The organism is Marinobacter sp. MA, from assembly GCF_048298425.1.
Classification (GTDB): Bacteria; Pseudomonadota; Gammaproteobacteria; order Pseudomonadales; family Oleiphilaceae; genus Marinobacter; species Marinobacter salsuginis.
On the sequence record NZ_CP103058.1, the window covers coordinates 212551 to 229496 of the forward strand.

At 60.0% G+C, this 16946-nt stretch carries 12 protein-coding genes; 2 read left to right on the plus strand and 10 right to left on the minus strand.

Annotation, left to right across the window (positions count from 1 at the left end; genetic code table 11):
- Positions 1-83: 83 nt before the first annotated feature.
- The 3 genes from nirD to NUW46_RS00935 all read right to left on the minus strand — a co-directional run bounded on the left by nirD (position 84) and on the right by NUW46_RS00935 (position 4432).
- Positions 84-452, minus strand: a complete 369-nt coding sequence (gene nirD / locus NUW46_RS00925; protein WP_418141144.1) for a nitrite reductase small subunit NirD — start codon at positions 450-452, stop codon at positions 84-86.
- A gap of 204 nt (positions 453-656) precedes the next feature.
- Positions 657-3164, minus strand: coding sequence for a nitrite reductase large subunit NirB (gene nirB / locus NUW46_RS00930; protein WP_418141145.1), 2508 nt, complete (start codon positions 3162-3164; stop codon positions 657-659).
- 35 nt (positions 3165-3199) lie between these two features.
- The gene (locus NUW46_RS00935) at positions 3200-4432 is read right to left on the minus strand and encodes an NAD(P)/FAD-dependent oxidoreductase (protein ID WP_418141146.1); all 1233 of its coding nucleotides are present in this window, start codon (positions 4430-4432) and stop codon (positions 3200-3202) included.
- Between the two features lie 387 nt (positions 4433-4819).
- On the opposite strand from NUW46_RS00935, the gene NUW46_RS00940 reads away from it, so the two are divergent.
- A complete protein-coding gene (locus NUW46_RS00940) occupies positions 4820-6115 on the plus strand; it encodes a nitrate- and nitrite sensing domain-containing protein (RefSeq protein ID WP_418141147.1) in 1296 nt (431 codons plus the stop codon).
- Positions 6116-6125: 10 nt separating this feature from the next.
- On the opposite strand, the gene NUW46_RS00945 is transcribed toward NUW46_RS00940, so the two are convergent.
- Genes NUW46_RS00945 through NUW46_RS00955 form a run of 3 tightly spaced genes read right to left on the minus strand, consistent with a single transcriptional unit; the run spans position 6126 to position 9429 of the window.
- Positions 6126-6992, minus strand: a complete 867-nt coding sequence (locus NUW46_RS00945; RefSeq protein ID WP_222465848.1) for an ABC transporter ATP-binding protein — start codon at positions 6990-6992, stop codon at positions 6126-6128.
- A gap of 21 nt (positions 6993-7013) precedes the next feature.
- On the minus strand, positions 7014-8021 hold the full coding sequence (locus tag NUW46_RS00950) for an ABC transporter permease (RefSeq protein ID WP_418141148.1): 1008 nt from the start codon (positions 8019-8021) through the stop codon (positions 7014-7016).
- Between the two features lie 25 nt (positions 8022-8046).
- Positions 8047-9429: a CmpA/NrtA family ABC transporter substrate-binding protein gene (locus NUW46_RS00955; RefSeq protein ID WP_418141149.1), complete on the minus strand. Its 1383-nt coding sequence runs from the start codon at positions 9427-9429 to the stop codon at positions 8047-8049.
- A 503-nt stretch (positions 9430-9932) separates the two neighbouring features.
- Here NUW46_RS00955 and NUW46_RS00960 point away from each other — a divergent pair.
- Positions 9933-12578: a molybdopterin-dependent oxidoreductase gene (locus NUW46_RS00960; RefSeq protein WP_418141150.1), complete on the plus strand. Its 2646-nt coding sequence runs from the start codon at positions 9933-9935 to the stop codon at positions 12576-12578.
- Here the strand turns inward: NUW46_RS00960 and NUW46_RS00965 are convergent.
- The 4 genes from NUW46_RS00965 to NUW46_RS00980 form a co-directional block, all read right to left on the minus strand.
- Positions 12562-13263 (minus strand): hypothetical protein, encoded by a 702-nt coding sequence (locus tag NUW46_RS00965; RefSeq protein WP_418141151.1) that lies wholly within the window; start codon positions 13261-13263, stop codon positions 12562-12564. The genes NUW46_RS00960 and NUW46_RS00965 overlap by 17 nt on opposite strands.
- A gap of 109 nt (positions 13264-13372) precedes the next feature.
- On the minus strand, positions 13373-13891 hold the full coding sequence (locus tag NUW46_RS00970; RefSeq protein ID WP_008176957.1) for an Hcp family type VI secretion system effector: 519 nt from the start codon (positions 13889-13891) through the stop codon (positions 13373-13375).
- A gap of 214 nt (positions 13892-14105) precedes the next feature.
- Positions 14106-15830, minus strand: coding sequence for a protein kinase domain-containing protein (locus NUW46_RS00975; protein WP_418141152.1), 1725 nt, complete (start codon positions 15828-15830; stop codon positions 14106-14108).
- 77 nt (positions 15831-15907) lie between these two features.
- Positions 15908-16756 (minus strand): formate/nitrite transporter family protein, encoded by an 849-nt coding sequence (locus NUW46_RS00980; protein ID WP_008176963.1) that lies wholly within the window; start codon positions 16754-16756, stop codon positions 15908-15910.
- Positions 16757-16946 lie beyond the last annotated feature (190 nt).

Here is a 16946-nt window from a genome sequence, read left to right on the forward strand (position 1 = left end):
CAACTCGCTTCGCTCAGACATCTTTTCCCCTCCACAAAGACCTCCCATACCACGCGCCGGCTTCCGCCGGCATTGTTAAGGGCTCAGGCCGCGATGGATTCTCGCTGGTTGGCCCGGACCTCCAAGCGGATCTGGTTGCCGTCCAGCAGGACAGGGTAGGTTTTGACCCTTACGGCATCGTCTTCCAGACAGACACCGGTGCGCAGGCTGAAATGTTGTTTGTATAGCGGCGAGGCCACCACCGGCTCCCCTTTCAGATCCCCGGTAATCCCCCGGGCCAGCACATTGGCGCCGCTGAACGGGTCAGTGTGACTGATGGCAAACAGTGCGGGCAGCCGGTGCGGAAGATAAAACACCGCGACCGGTCCTTCGTCTGTCCAGACTGCAACGCCGGATTCCGGTACCAAATCGTCTACGGTGCAGACGGCTTCCCAACGAGTGCGTGGTTTCATATGTTCCTCCAATGTCTTTATTAGCTGTTCAAGCCGATTCGTCCTAGAAAATTCTGGCTTGTTGCACCCAGGCGTTAACTCTTGGCCGGGTGAGCGTGGGGGTAGGTATCTTTCCCCGACAGGAAAAAGGTGTCTGAGCGAAGCGAGTTCTTTTTCCCGAGGGGAAAGATACCTACCCCTGCGCTCCGCCCCTCAACCAAAAATCTACGCGGATTCCAAAACAGGCCGCCGCTGCCCCCGCTCAACGGTCCACTCCTGCACCGGATCCGACTGCGAAGGCGCATTCACAAACTCCCGGAACCGCTTCCTCTTCTCCGGATCCTCGACGGCCGTCTTCCACTCGCACTGGTAGGTCCCGACAATCCCTTCCATGTGCTCCTCCAGCTCTGCGCAGATTCCCAGGCTGTCCTCCAGCACCACCTGCTTCAGGTACTCCAGGCCGCCTTCAAGGTTCTCCATCCAGACGCTGGTGCGCTGCAGCCTGTCGGCGGTGCGCACGTAGAACATCACCACCCGATCAATGGTGCGGATCAGTTCTTCGTCAGACAGGTCAGTGGCAAACAGGTCGGCGTGGCGGGGCCGCATGCCGCCGTTGCCGCAGACGTACAGGTTCCAGCCGTTTTCCGTCGCAATCACGCCAAAGTCCTTGCTCTGGGCTTCAGCGCACTCCCGGGTGCAGCCGGACACCGCCATCTTCACCTTGTGGGGCGCCCGCAGGCCCTTGTAGCGGTCCTCCAGACGGATCGCCATGCCCACGCTGTCCTGCACGCCGTAGCGGCACCAGGTGCTGCCGACGCAGGATTTCACGGTACGAAGTGACTTGCCGTAGGCGTGGCCGGTCTCGAAGCCGGCGGCGATCAGCTTTTCCCAGATCTCCGGCAACTGGCTCAGGGTGGCGCCAAACAGGTCCACCCGCTGGCCGCCGGTGATCTTGGTGTACAGGTCGTATTCCTTGGCCACTTCACCCAGCACGATGAGTTTGTCCGGCGTGATCTCACCACCCGGGATGCGCGGCACAATCGAGTAGGTTCCGTTCTTCTGCATATTGGCCATGAAGGTGTCGTTGGTGTCCTGCAGCGGCACGTGATCCGTGGCCAGGATGTGCTCGTTCCAGCAGGTGGCGAGGATCGAGGCCACCGCCGGCTTGCAGATGTCGCAGCCGTGGCCCTTGCCGTGTTGGCTGATCAGGGTGCGGAAGGTGCGAATGCCATTCACCTTCACAATGTGGAACAGCTCCTGGCGGCTGTACGGGAAGTGCTCGCAAAGATCCTTGCTGACCTCCACGCCACGTTTTTCCAGCTCGCTGTCCACCACGTTCTTCAGGAGCGCCGTACAGCCGCCGCAGCCGGTACTGGCCTTGGTCTCGGACTTGACGCTGCCAAGGTCTGAGCAGCCGGCGTCGATGGCGCCACAGATATCGCCCTTGGTGACGTTGTGACAGGAACAGATGGAGGCAGTCTCCGGCAGGGCGTCGGGGCCCAGGGCTGGTGCCCCGCCCTGGCTTTCCGGCAGGATCAGGGTTTCCGGATTCTCCGGCAGCGTGATGCCGTTAAGGGCGTATTGCAGCAGCGTGTCGTAGTGGCTGTTGTCGCCCACCAGAATGGCACCCAACAGGGTTTTGCTGTCTTCACTGATCACCATGCGGCGATAATGACCGGCCTGCTCATCGTTGAAGCGGATGTTGCGAGCGCCCGGGGTCTGGGCATGGGCGTCGCCAATGGAACCCACGTCCACGCCCAGCAGCTTCAGTTTGGTGCTCATGTCGGCACCTGTGAAGGCCGTCTCGCGATCACCGTTCAGCGCAGCGGAGAGGGTGCGGGCCATGGTATAGCCCGGAGCCACCAGGCCGAAAATCTTCTGTTCCCAGAGCGCGCACTCCCCAATGGCGTGCACATGGGGATCGGAAGTGGTGCAGTGATTGTTGATCACGATGCCGCCGCGCTCGCCGATCTCCAGGCCGCTGGCCCGGGCCAGGGCATCCTGGGGACGAATGCCGGCAGAGAACACGATAAGGTCTGTTTCCAGGAAGGACTCGTCGCTGAAGTTCATGCGAAGGCGAGCGTCCTTGCCCTCGACAATGGCAATGGTTGCCTTCTCTGTGTGCACCTGAACGCCCAGTTCCTCGATTTTGTGACGCAGCAGGGCGCCGCCGTCGGCATCAAGCTGAACCGGCATCAGCCGGGGGGCAAACTCCACCACGTGGGCTGCCAGTCCCAGGCTCTTGAGCGCATTGGCCGCTTCCAGACCCAGCAGGCCACCGCCGACGACCACGCCGGTATGGGCCCCTTCGGAGCTGGCGCGAATGGCATCCAGGTCATCAAGGGTGCGGTATACCAGGCAGTGGGGCCGGTCATTGCCCTCAATCGGCGGCACGAACGGATAGGAGCCGGTGGCCAGCACCAGTTCGTGGTACCGATAGCTGCTCCGGGGCGTTTCAAGTGTGCGATTTTCCCGGTCAATGCCGGTCACCTGCTCGTTAAGATGCAGTTGAATGCCTTGCTCGGTGTACCACTCCAATGTGCCCATCGCGAGATCGGCGTGGGTGGAACCACCGAAATACTCCGACAGATGAACCCGGTCATAGGCCAGCTGTTTCTCCTCGCCAAACACGATGATTTCGTAGTCGTCGGCCGCCGGACTGGCGCAGAACTGCTCCAGGAAGTGATGGCCGACCATGCCATTGCCGACGACGATCAGGGTTTTCTTGCTCATGGGTCTGTCCTCTTTCGGGGCAGCTGGCTGAAGGCTCATGCCGCTGCTTCGCAGTAGTTCTTGCCGAATGCTATGAAGTCCCGGTACCGGGAAATATCGTCCTGTTGCAGGATGCGCTGGCTGTACCAGGGTCCGTCCCGGGTATCACCAAGCAACACCGCGCCGGTGAGGCGCTGGTTGCGGATGAGTAGTCGGCAATAGTGACTCTGTTCGTGGTCCTGCCAGACCACCGATTCGGTTTCTCCATCGGGGCTGATCTGGCCGCAGGAAAAAATCGGAACGCCGCTGATTTTCAGGCGGGTTGGTGTATCCACCGGCCTGTATTCGGCGTCTGGAGTGTTTCCGCTGAGCACGCCTGCAAGCACCTCGGCCTGCTGGTACCCGGGTTCCACCAGCCCGAAGCTGATGTCTCCCAACTGGCAGCACTCGCCCAGCGCAGAGATTGCCGGGTCGCTGGTACGTAGTTGTCCGTCCACCAGAATGCCGCGATCGCATTCCAGGCCCGCAGCCCGGGCAAGCTCTGCAGATGGTGCGATGCCAGTGGCGAAGAGAACCAGATCGGTGCTGATCAGGGTTTCGTCGTCCAGTTGCACCGCCCTGACCATCGATCGTCCAAGCAGAGCCTTGGGAGCAACCGCGGTGCGGACACTCACGCCGCGTTCTTCCATGTGTTGTTGGAGGAGGTGGCCGCCGATCTCGTCGAGTTGCCGGTTCAGGAGATGACTGCTGCGGTGCAGGAGAGTGACGGCCATACCGCGTTGGCGCAGACCCTCAGCGGCCTCCAGGCCCAGGAAACCGCCGCCAATCACCACTGCCCGGCGGTGTCTGCGAGCCACATCGATCAGGGTTCTGGCGTCATCCAGATCCCGAAAGGTCATCACGCCCGGGAGATCCTGGCCCGGCAGCCCCGGTTTCGCAGGGCGCGAACCGGTCGCAAACACCAGATGGGTATAGCGCTGAACCCGACCGGTTGTGGTGGTCACCGTCCTATCTTCACGGTTGACCGAGACCACCGGTTCGCCAGTGAACACCTCAATGCCGTTGTCCCGAAACCAGCTGTCCTGCTGCAAGGTCAGAGCGGCTTCATCGGTTTCACCGGCAAGCAGTCCGGAGAGTTGTATCCGGTTATAGGCAGCGGATGCCTCGCCATTGAACACGATGATGCGGGTAAACGGTCTGACTTGCTCACGGCAGAGAGCTTCCAGCAGGCGTTGTGAAACCATGCCGTGCCCGCAAATCACCAGTGTCGATTCAGTGTGTCCTGTCATTTCGCTCGAACCCGTACTTTTTCGACCAAACAAAAAAAGCCGGAGCATCTATTCCCAGAAGGGAAATCGATGGTCCGGCGCCAATGCCAACAACAATGATCTGATGGTCCGGCCTGATCCTTGGCCGGGACGTTCGTCCTTGCTTCTTGCAAAGCGATCTTCGTGCCAGTTCTTGGAAGCCTTTAAAATCAGTTGGTTAGCTTTTTACGGGTTTGCTCCGGGCACTGTGAGAAGGCGAAAGCTGCCCTGCGACGGGGCGGATTGCACGGTTTTGGGCCAGATGCGGTGGCGCGGTAATTGCTGAGCAGGGGGTATGAGGCTGGTTACAAGGACAACCGGCCTGAACTCGATTGTCGTAATTGAGGCGGTCTGCCTCCGGAGTCTGTCATGAACACCAAACGTGCCCCTGCCCCTAAATCGCCCTCGGCAGGTGACTACCTGATTGCCTCGAAAAGCTGCGAGTTGATGAATCTCCAGTACTTCCTGCAGATGGGCAAACTGGTGCAGTGCATCAGCAATCTGGTACATGCACTGCAGTGCGAGCGGGGTGCCTCTAACGTGTTTCTTGGTTCTTCCGGCGAAAAATTTGCCCAGGAGCGGAAACACCTGGTCGCGAGGTCGGATCGGCTCCGTTCGGAGTTCGAGCAGGCCCTTGCCGAGATTCACGAGGAACTGACGGCGCATCCAGTCAGTAGTCGCCTGCTTAACCAGCTTGCGAGTGCCCTTCACGGCCTTGAGGGGCTGCCGGAACTTCGGCGGTGTGTGGTTGCCCGGAAAGTCACGGCGGCCTCTGCCACCGAGGATTACAGCACCCTGATCCACAACCTGATTGCGGTGGTCTTTGAGGCTGCGGATACCGCCGTTGACCCCACCATAGCCGGGCTTCTGGTAGCCATGGTACACCTGATGAACGGCAAAGAGTTTTGTGGGCAGGAGCGGGCTGTCGGTTCGGCGGGGTTTTCCAGTGGCCGGTTTGATCGTGCACTGTCAGAGCGCATGGCGCACCTGATTGAGGCGCAAGAGCGCTGTTTTGAGGTGTTTAACAGCTTTGCCGATGACGGTTCCCTGGATCTGTGGGAAAAACTGCGCGAAAACCCTCGTGAGGCGGAGATTGAAAGGCTTCGTCAGCGAGGCACTGCCATTGGTCGTTATAAAGATCTGGATCCGGCACTGGCCGATGAATGGTTCAGGCTCATGTCCGAGCGGATGGATGAACTCAAAACGATAGAGGATTCCGTAGAGGGCTGCTTTCACGCCCGCTGCACCGAGCGTTTTGCCGACGCCAGAAACTCGCTGGCCCACCAGGAAACCCTGGTTGCCTCCCTGGGTGCCCAGGAACCTTCGTCCCAACCCATGTTGGTACTGTGCGATTCCGGAAGCGACCAACAGGCCGGCGAATCCTGGGCCAGCGATGGTGTCGGCCAGCAGTTTGGCCGTTCTATCTTCGACCTGGTTCAGGAGCAAACCCGGCGACTCCAGCAGATGACCGATGAGCTGCAAAGTGCCAGGGAAGCGCTGGAGGACCGCAAAACCCAGGAAAAAGCCGTGCTGCTGCTGATGGAACATCGCAGGATCAGCAACGACGAAGCTCACCGGGTATTGCGAAAACTGGCCATGGACCAGGGCCGAAAATTGCCCGAGGTAGCCCGGGCCCTGGTATCCATGGCGGACGTGCTGAAGTGATGGAACAGTCCTAGGCTCTGGCAGCGCGGGCCTTCGGTTGTTTGTCGTCGGAGGCTTCCGGCCTTTCCGGACGGCGTGAAGAGATGTGTTCCAGCTTGCGCTGTTTCTCGTAAAGGAAACGCAGTACTTCCTGCCGGTAATGAACGTACTCCGGGTTGTCCGCCAGAGTCACCCGGTTGCGCGGCCGGGGCAGATCAATGTAAAGATCCTCGCCCACGGTAGCCTCGGGCCCGTTGGTCATCATGATGATCCGGTCTGACAGCAATACCGCCTCGTCCACGTCGTGGGTGATCATGATGACCGTGTTGTTCAACTCCTGCTGAATCTCCATCAGTGAGTCCTGCAAGTGGGCCCGCGTCAGAGCATCCAGCGCGCCGAACGGCTCGTCCATCAGCAGAACACTGGGTTTCATGGCCAGCGCCCGGGCAATGCCCACCCGCTGGGCCATGCCACCGGATACCTCACCCGGTCGCTTGTCTGCCGCGTGGGCCATGTTCACCAGTTCCAGATTGTGATGAATCCAGTCACGCCGCTCCTGCTTGCCCATGGATTTCCGAAACACCTGCTGTACTGCCAGCTCAACGTTCTCGTACACCGTCAGCCAGGGCATCAGCGCATGGTTCTGAAACACCACCGCTCGTTCCGGCCCCGGCGAATTCACCTCATGGCCATCCAGTACACAACCGCCCTTCGTGGCCTGAAGCAGTCCGGCGACAATGTTGAGGACGGTAGACTTGCCGCAGCCCGAGTGCCCGATCAGGGAAACAAACTCCCCTTTCTTTATTTTCAGATTGATGTTGTCCAGGGCGATAAATGCCCCCTTGGGTGTATCGAACGCCATTTCGACGCCGGTCAGCTCCAAATGTGTTTTGCTCATGTCACTCTCCCATCCAGAAATTTATTCGTTCCACGCTACTTTGCGTTGAATCAGGAGCATCACCCGGTCCAGCACAAACCCGATAAAACCGATGGCCAGAACCGCCACCATAATCCGACTCAGGGACTGGCTGCTGCCGTTCTGGAATTCATCCCACACGAACTTGCCCAACCCGGGACTCTGGGCCAGCATCTCGGCCGCGATCAGCACCATCCAGGCGATGCCAAGTGATACACGCAGACCGGTGAAAATCATCGGTACTGAAGACGGCAACACCACCTTGCGGACATGGGTCCAAAAGGACAGTCGCAGAACTCGGGACACGTTCAGCAGGTCCGGATTGACCGCAGCCACACCAACGCTGGTATTGATCAGCGTGGGCCACAGGCTGCACAGGGTGACCGTGATCATGGAGGTCAGGAAGGACTTCTCGAACATCGGGTCATCGCTCACATAGGTCGCCGAGACCACCATGGTCACCAGTGGCAGCCAGGCCAGCGGCGAAACCGGTTTGAACACCTGGATCAGCGGGTTGACCGCCGCCTGGAATTGGCGGTTCAGCCCCACCACGATGCCCAGGGGCACGGCGATGGCAGTGGCCACGATGAATCCGGCCAAAACCGTGATCAGGCTGGTTATGATCTGATCGGGAAAGGTTGGTGCGCCCGGGTAGCTTCGGATCTTGACCTCAGCTTCTGGATTGTCTGCCAGAATGCGGGCGTTCCGCTCTTCCTGCATGGCAATGAACTTGTCGGCCCGTTCGCGCTGGTTGGCGTGCTCCTGCCAGAGCTGTCCCGCTTGTTCCCAGACCTGTGCGGGGCCCGGAAAACTTCCCAGGGAGGTATCCACCTGTGGTGCGGCCATGTGCCAGAAACCGATAAACACCAGGATCCCTATCAATGGCAGCAGCATCTGGCGCCCGGTAGTGGCGAGCTGAGCGGGTGTCAGCGATGCACCGATGGACTTGAGTCTCTGGCCCAGCCAGCGCGGCGGCTGGGGTGTGTTTCTGGCCGAAGTGATCGTAGTCATGGTTAAAATCTCCTTGCTAACCCGCTTACGGGGTTTGCGAACCTTTCAGGCCGATGTCGAAACTGTCGATGTAGGCGTTGGGTGTTCGGGGTGTAAATGCGACACCGTCAATCAGCTCACCCTGATTTGGGCGCTGGAAGTTTTCGGTCTCGAAATCCGGGAAGTCCGACGCCTTCAAAGTGCCGTCTGCAATGAGTGAACGGGCCGCCTGCTCGTAGATGTCCGCACGGTAAACCCGGGCTGCGGTTTCCATATACCAGTCGTCTGGCTTGGCCTCGGGTATCTGGCCCCAACGGCGCATCTGGGTGAGGTACCAGATGGCATCGGACGGATAGGGGTAGGTGGCGTGATACCGGAAGAAGACATTGAAGTCCGGAACCTCGCGAATGTCGCCTTTTTCATACTCGAAGGTGCCGGTCATGGAGTTGGCGATCACCGCCTCATCGGCACCCACGTAGCTGGGCCGGGCCAGGATTTTTACGGCCTCTTCCCGGTTGGCGTTGTTGTTCTCATCGAGCCAATGTGCGGCCCGAATCATGGCGCGCAAAAGTCGCAGGTGGGTGTTGGGATAGTCTTCGGCCCACTGCCGGGTAACCCCAAAGACCTTTTCCGGGTTATTCGGCCAGATCTCGTAATCGGTGATCACCGGCACGCCGATGCCCATGAAAACCGCTTGCTGATTCCACGGCTCACCCACGCAGTAGCCCTGGATAGTGCCCGCCTCCATGGTGGCGGGCATCTGCGGCGGTGGCGTTACGGACAGATGCACGTCGGCTTCCAGGGTGCCGCTGGTGTCGCCTCGTTGGGGCGCGTAGTAGCCGGGATTCAGTCCACCGGCCGCCAGCCAGTAGCGAAGCTCGTAATTATGGGTGGACACGGGAAACACCATGCCCATCCGGAACCGTTCGCCCCGATCCCGGGCTGCTTCCACGACCGGCCGCAGCGCGCTGGCGCTAATGGGGTGTTCGGGCCTGCCGTCGGCATTGTCGGGGATGTGCTGGCTCATGGTGTTCCAGACATCGTTTGAAACCGTGATGCCATTGCCGTTCAGATCCATGCTGAAGGCCGTGATGATATCGGCCCGGGTGCCGTAGCCGATGGAGGCGCCAAGAGGCTGGCCAGCAAGCATATGGGCGCCATCCAGTTCTCCGGTAATGACCCGGTCCAGCAGCACCTTCCAGTTCGCCTGCGCTTCAAGTTCCACGAAAAGGCCTTCGTCCATAAAGAAGCCCTGTTCCCAGGCAATTGCCAGGGGCGCCATATCGGTCAGTTTGATAAAGCCGAGCTTGAGGTCTGGCTTCTCGGCTGGACCAATCTCCGCCTGAGTCACCGTGCTGACGGTCCAGAAAGTGGCTGTTAGCAGAATTCGAGTCAGCCAGCGGGTGGTTTGTCGTGTAACTGTGGACATGGATATACCTCATTCTGTGTGGCCCAAACGCAAAAACGCCCGCTCTCCGTTGCCGGAAAGCAGGCGCCTGTGCCTGGGGATCAGTTTTCTGTTGAGTCGTAACGCGCGTCTCTGATTCAGGTCTTGCACGGGGCGTGCCAGATCGGAGTTGCACCTTAAATCAGTGAGTTAGAGGGGCGTTTTCACTGAGCGGCGGGAATGGGCTGTGGTTACAAGTCTGGTTTTAGTGCGTGGGCGAGCGGTTTTGCACCACTTTGATACCGGAGTTGTTGGTTGGCCGGGAACCTCTGTCACGTTGATGAGGGGGACGGGATCGTTGAGAGCCGCCTTATCCGGTATCTGACATCCGCCACCTTCCCCCGTGATCCGAATGGCCCTTTTATTGCAGTCGTAAATGCGACTGTTCACGACAACGTAATTCCATTGGCAAAGAAGCCCGCCCCAGATGCACTTTCAAGGCATCCGGATTGGCGGGCTTTTTTTATGAAACGCGAGGAGATCCTGTGACCGGTATCAACCAGAGACCGGCAACGGTTAAAACCACCTGTCCATATTGTGGCGTGGGTTGTGGAGTGAATGCGGCGCCGTCTGCAACGCGGGGGGATGAGACTCATCCAGCGAACCTGGGCCGCCTGTGCGTGAAGGGCTCCGCCTTGCACGAGACTCTGACTCCGGATGAAAGATTACTGAGTCCCGTTGTTCATGGTCGAGAAAGCACCTGGCCGGAGGCGGTGGCGGAAGTGGCCCGGCAGATTCGTGAATCCGTGGCTCTTCATGGGCCTGGTTCAGTGGCCTTATATCTTTCGGGTCAGTTATTGACGGAGGACTATTACGTGGCCAACAAACTGGCCAAGGGGTTTATCCGAACGCCCAACGTGGATACAAATTCCCGCCTGTGTATGTCGTCTGCTGTTGCTGCTCACAAACGGGCCTTTGGCGGAGATCTGGTTCCCGGCTGTTATGAGGACCTGGAGCTGGCCGACCTGTTAGTGCTGGCGGGCAGCAATGCCGCCTGGGCGCATCCGGTGCTTTATCAACGAATGCAGGCTTCCAAGCGACCCGGCCGCCGGGTCGTGGTGATTGATCCGCGCAAGACCGCGACCAGTGACCTGGCGGATCTCCACCTTGCTCTCCGTCCTGGGACAGATACCGTGCTGTTCAATGGTCTGCTGGTCTGGCTGGCGGATCACCAGGCTCTCGATCAAGGTTACCTCGCGCACCACTGCGAGGGATTTGACGCCAGCCTCAGCGCTGCCAGATCTGCGGCCCCCTCGCCCGATGCGGTGTCCAGGGTCTGTGAACTGCCGGTCGAAGATGTCATCACCTTCTACCGATGGTTCGCAGAAGAGCAGCGCACGGTGACGGCGTTCTCCCAGGGCATCAACCAGTCTTCAGCCGGCACGGATAAAGGCAACGCCATTATCAACTGCCATCTGGCTACAGGCCGGGTGGGCAAACCAGGCGCCAGCCCCTTTTCCCTGACCGGCCAACCCAATGCCATGGGAGGCCGGGAAGTTGGCGGGCTGGCCAATACCCTTGCCGCCCATATGGACTACGACAGTCCGGGTGCACGGGACCGCGTGGCCCGGTTCTGGGAGACGGAGGCGGTCGCGGATGGGCCGGGCATGAAAGCCGTCGACCTGTTCGATGCGGTTGAGCGGGGTGACATCAAGGTGTTGTGGATCATGGCCACCAACCCTGCGGTCAGTTTGCCGGAGACCCATCGTATCCGGCGGGCCCTGGACCTGTGCCCCACTGTCATTGTGTCGGACTGCGTCAGGAATACGGACACCGCCAGCCATGCGGACATCCTGTTGCCGGCGGCGGGTTGGGGTGAGAAAGACGGCACGGTTACCAATTCCGAACGCTGCATTTCCCGTCAACGGCGCTTTCTGCCGCTGCCCGGAGAGGCCCGGCCGGACTGGTGGATAGTCAGTGCGGTGGCCCGCGCCCTGGGACACCAGGCGGGGTTTGACTATGAGCGTCCTGCGGACATTTTCCGGGAACATGCCCGGTTGTCGGGGTTCGAGAACGACGGTCAACGTTTTTTCAATATATCCGGGTTGGCGGATCTGACCGACGAACAATACGAGGCCATGGAGCCTGTGCAGTGGCCGGTTACCGGGCCAACCTCCGATTCCAGGCGACTGTTCACTGACGGTCGGTTTGCTACCGCCACCGGTCGAGCCCGCCTGATCCCGATTGCCTCTCGATTACCGGCCGGAAATCCAGGTGAAGCGTTTCCGTTGATCGTGAATACGGGCCGTATCCGGGACCAGTGGCACACCATGACCCGGACAGCCCGGTCCAGCCGGTTGCTGGCCCACCGCCCCGAACCGTTCATTGAAGTACATCCCGAGGATATTCGGGCGCTTTCCCTCACGCCCGGGGCATTGGCGACACTGAACAGTGCCCATGGGCCCTTTGTCGGCCGGGTGCGCAGTGCGCCGGAGCAGCGACGTGGCGAGGTGTTTGTGCCAATCCACTGGAACGATCAGTTCACCGGGCAGGGTCTGGCTACAGCGCTTACTGACAGCCTGGTGGACCCGATATCCGGGCAACCGGAGGCCAAGCACGGTCGTGCCACCCTTACCCACTGGCCTGCCCGCTGGCATGGACGTTTGCTGGTGCGACGGGATCGTCCGAAACGCTGGAAGGCAGACTACTGGGCCAAACAGGTCCTGCCCGATTGCGATAGCTGGTTCGTTGCCGGGCAGTGCTGCATGGATTGGGAAAGTGCTGTGCCGGACTGGCTCGGCGGCCAGCCGCAGCTGGTGATGGAGGATGTCCGCGAAGGCCGCTTCCGGGCCGCGCGCTTGCGCAATGGCCAGTTGGAGGCTGTGCTCTTGGTGGATCGTGACCCGGACGCTCTGCCATCGGTGGACTGGCTGGTCAGCTGCTTTAGCCAGCCAGAGCTTGACGAGGCGAGTAGGCGTGGCCTGCTGGCGGCAAAGGCCGTGGATGGGGATGATGCAGGCAACCTGGTTTGCAGCTGTTTCCAGGTCGGGGACCGACAGATTCAGCGGGCAATCGGGCGGGGAGCCAACAGCGTTGATGCTCTGGGTCGAGAGCTTCAGTGTGGCACCAACTGCGGTTCCTGTGTGCCAGAGATCCGGAGCCTCCTCGATTCGGCTACCGAGGCGGTGTAAGCGGGCTCAACATCTGCACGGGGACCCTGTAACGAACTCCTTTTGAGTGCCCGATACCGTCCACGGTACAGGTCTTGCGATTGACCCGGACAATCTGCCCGTGCAGTTCCCGCCGGCCGGTACCGAATCGTACGGTATCTCCCACCTGCCAGTGGGCCATCTGTTGCCTTGTGTCCACAGGTTCGAACGGCGTATCCGGTAACGTCAGGCCCTGGTCCCTTGCCCCTTCTGCCAGGGCCTTACGGGTAGTTTGCGCAGCCCCGCTCTCGTGCAGCTCATCAAGAATGGTGTAGAAATGGCGGTTGTGCACCGATCCCCGATACCGCTGACCGGCACTTTGCTGCAGGAGATGCGCAAACTCATGGCAGCAGGTGTGCGCCAGCAGATTCAGGGTGCTCAGTTCGCCACCAAAGTACCCCCGTTTCCGGATCTCGCGGCCTGACAGCCAGCCGCTGGCCGTCTCCGGCTGGTGCTTGGCGGCAATCATGCGGGCGCCGTAGGTAATCACATGCTGTCGATCGCGAGAATCGTAACGGTGGTAGGTGGCCTGGCCTGATCCGACCCGGCAATGCAGGACGCTGCCCGGATTGCGTTCTTGGACCCACTGCTCCGCCGATTGCCAGAGCCAGTCCCGGGTGACGGTGCACATCAGTTTGCCAAGTTGCAGAATGTCGTTGTTGTCCATGGATCGCACAGTAAGGGTGAGGACTGTTGCGATGATACCTCTTGCTCGGGCTGGGGTAAAAACAGCAACGGCCGGTAAAACCGGCCGTTGATTGGCAAGCACCGGGTTATCAGGCCTCGATCGGCGAACGCCAGTCATCAGCACCGGAAGTACCGGCAACGGCGTGCTCCCAGGTTACCTTGCGGTAGGACAGGGAAACGGTCACCAGCTGGGTGAAGTCGGCGTTGCCGGCATCCTGGCAGTGGGGCATGTTGCAGTTGATGTCGATGATGGTGGCATCTTCGAGGATGGTGGAGAAGAAGTGCTCCTGCTTGCCCTCAACGGAGGTGCGGTACCACTTCAGCTCGACCTTGGGCAGCATCTCGCCGGAGGCGAGGGCGTTGTACATCAGCGGGGTGGCCTTGTTCAGGGCGGAGGTGAACTTGAACGGCTTGTGCACGCGCTGACCGGATGGCTGACCGGACTGGGGATCGGTCGGTACGGTAACAACGTGGCTGAATTCCTGCACCAGCACTTCGTCTTCGTGGCCTTCCACGTAGATGTTACCGACAGAATCGGACGTGAATGCGCCGGCGGTGATGTTGCCCTGGGTCTGGCCTTCGATGCTGATATAACAAGGAGTTGGCATAGTCTGCTCCATGACTTGTGAATGAATAGTGTCCCCGGGTGTTCCCTGGACGCGGACTTTCATTACAAAGCCTGTGCCAGAAGAGGAAATAGTTTTTAAAACAGTGGGTTATCTTTTTTCTCGGAGATGTCCCCGGCGGGCCAGGCAACCGCGCGCCCGAACGCCGGGCGAAGGATTGCTGGTGGGGCAAAAACTTGCTCGGGCAATACCCGCTTCAGCCCAGGCCGAGGGCTGCCAGCAACGCCAGGAGCAATAACGCGGATACACCCTGCCAGAAGGCCACGGAATTGCGCTCCATTAACGGCGGCCGATGACGCTTGTGCCAGTCGACGGATGGGTGTCGCAGGTTGTACAGGTATTCCGAGAGCGCCGGGTAACGTCTGTGGGCCTGAGGGTGAACCGCTTTTTCAATTGTATCGTCGACCCAGGCGGGAAGATTCTCACGTAAGTGTCTCGCGGGCCGGTAGTTCAGCCCGCGAAGCTGGTTCCGGCTATGGATTTTCGGTACTTCCGCGCCATAGGGAAGCTGGCCGGTGAGCAACTGGTAGGTAATCACGCCCAGGGAGAACTGGTCTGATAGCCAGCTGCCGGGCTCGCCGAGAAAGGTCTCAGGGGCACTGTAAAGGGCGGCCCCCCGAGGAACCGCCTGTTCGCCGATCTCAGAGTCCTCAAGGCCGGCGACCCGGGTGGCACCGAAATCAATCAGCGTGACAGTGCCATGGGGATCCACCAGCACGTTTTCCGGCTTCAGGTCCTGGTGCACCATTTCAAGCCGGTGGAATGCCCTCAAGCCTTTACCAATCTGCTCAACGAGATCACGCACGGTATCAAGTGTCGGAGCCGGGTTGTCCAGCATCCATTGCCGCAAGGTACAGCCTTCCACGAACTCTGTGGCCTGGTAGAGAAAGCTGGGTCGTTGGCTGGACTGGAACGGTCTTGCGACATGAGCGCTGCTGATTCGCCTGGCAATCCACTGCTCGGTGGAAAACTGTTCCAGGTAGACCGGATCGTGTCTCTGTTCCAGTGAGGGCATCTTCAGCACCACCCGGGTATCGGTTTCCTCATCCACCGCCAGGTAGACATGGCTGCGGCTGCTGGCGTGAATCTGTCTCAGAATCCGGTAACCGTCCAGATGTTGGCCCGGCTGAAGTTCCGGCGCAAAGGGCAGCTGGGCCAGCTGGTGAAACAGCTCGCTGCTTTCCGGAACCGCGGGAACCGAGTTCACCCGGATGATCTGGGCGGTCAGGTTGTCATCACTGCCCTGTTCGAGGGCCTGAGCTGCCAACCGGCGGGCGGCAGCGTCCAGATCATCGCCAGATTCCCGGATGATACCGGCCATGGTTCGCTCATCCAGGTGCTCATGGATGCCGTCGGTCGCCAGCAAAAAGGTATCGCCGGGCTGGATCGGCAGGCTTCGATAATCGATATCCAGTTGATGGCCAATGCCCATGGCCCGGGTCAGGCAGCTCTCTTCCGGGGAGAGCCAGAGCCGGTGATCGGTGCTGAGCTGTTCAAGTTGGTCGTGGTGAACCCGGTAGATGCGGGTGTCGCCGATATGAAACAGATGTGCGGTGGCGGACCTGAGCACCATCACGCTCAGGGTACAGACATAGCCTCGGTCGCGGTCATAGCGGTATTGGCTTTGCCGGGTCTGGGCATGAAGCCAGGCATTGGTTGCGAGCAGCACCCGTTGGGCGGACTGTTTCACCGACCAGCTTTCCGGAGTGGAAAAGTAGTCGCTGAGGAAACCCGCGACGGCGGACTCGCTGGCAATCTGGCTGACATTGCTGGAGCTGATGCCGTCGGCGATGGCAACGGCGATGCCTTTGGTGATCAGCTGGTGGCCCTTTGGCACCAGTAAACCGTGGAAGTCCTGGTTGACTGGTTTGACGCCAGCGTCGGAGTACTGGCCGGCGGAAATGGAAAGGGAGCTGGTCATTGGGAAACGGCATTTCCTCGATCAAGGAAAGCGCAACTCCGGCGGGTGCGGCAGCCGGAGTTGCAGGACGCCCCGACTCAGTTGGTACGGGCCAGGGCAGCGTCGTTGTAGGTTTCCGCAACCTTGCGCTTGGGCGCGGTGCGCACATGGGTGGTGTAGAGGGTCAGGCCGGTAAAGGCGAGGCCGCCAACCAGGTTACCCAGAACGGTGGGAATCTCGTTCCACCACAGGTAGTCCATCACCGAGAACTCGCCGCCCATGATGATGGCAGACGGGAACAGGAACATGTTCACGATGGAGTGCTCGAAACCCATGAAGAAGAACAGCATGATGGGCATCCACATAGCCAGTACCTTGCCACTGACGCTGGTGGAAATCATGGCGCCAACCACGCCCATGGAGACCATCCAGTTGCACAGCATGCCGCGAATGAAAATGGTGGCCCAGCCGGCAGCACCGAACTCCGCGTAGCCAAGCGTGCGCGCTTCACCAACACTGGCGATCTTCGCGCCAACGGCACCGGGATCGGTATTGAAACCGTAGGTGAAGATAAACGCCATCATGAAGGCGACGGTCAGTGCGCCGCCCAGGTTGCCAAGGAATACCCAACCCCAGTTGCGCAGTATGGCTGCCGGGGTCACTCCGGGGCGTTTATCAAGCAATGCAAGGGGCGTGAGCATGAACACGCCGGTCAGCAGGTCGAAGCCCATCAGGTAAAGCATGCAAAAGCCGATCGGGAACAGGATGGCGCCGATCAGGAACACGCCGGTCTCGACCGCTACGGTAATGGCAAACGCGGCAGCCAGCGCCAGAATGGCGCCCGCCATAAAGGCCCGAATCAGTGTGTCCCGCGTTGACATGTAGATCTTGGATTCGCCGGCGTCGACCATTTTGGTGACGAACTCCGAAGGCACGATGTAAGACATAATGTTTCCCCTGACTTCTCTCGGATGGCCGGACTTTTCAAGCGGCCAAAAAAAACGGCGGTACCCGGTGCCTGCAATTTGCAGGTGCGAGTAGACGCCGTCGTCTGAATGAATCTGTCGCTGTGAGCAGAACCGACATTGGTTCCGCTAACCGAGTGGGTGCAGAGACTGTGCCAGCTTGGCGGTCTGC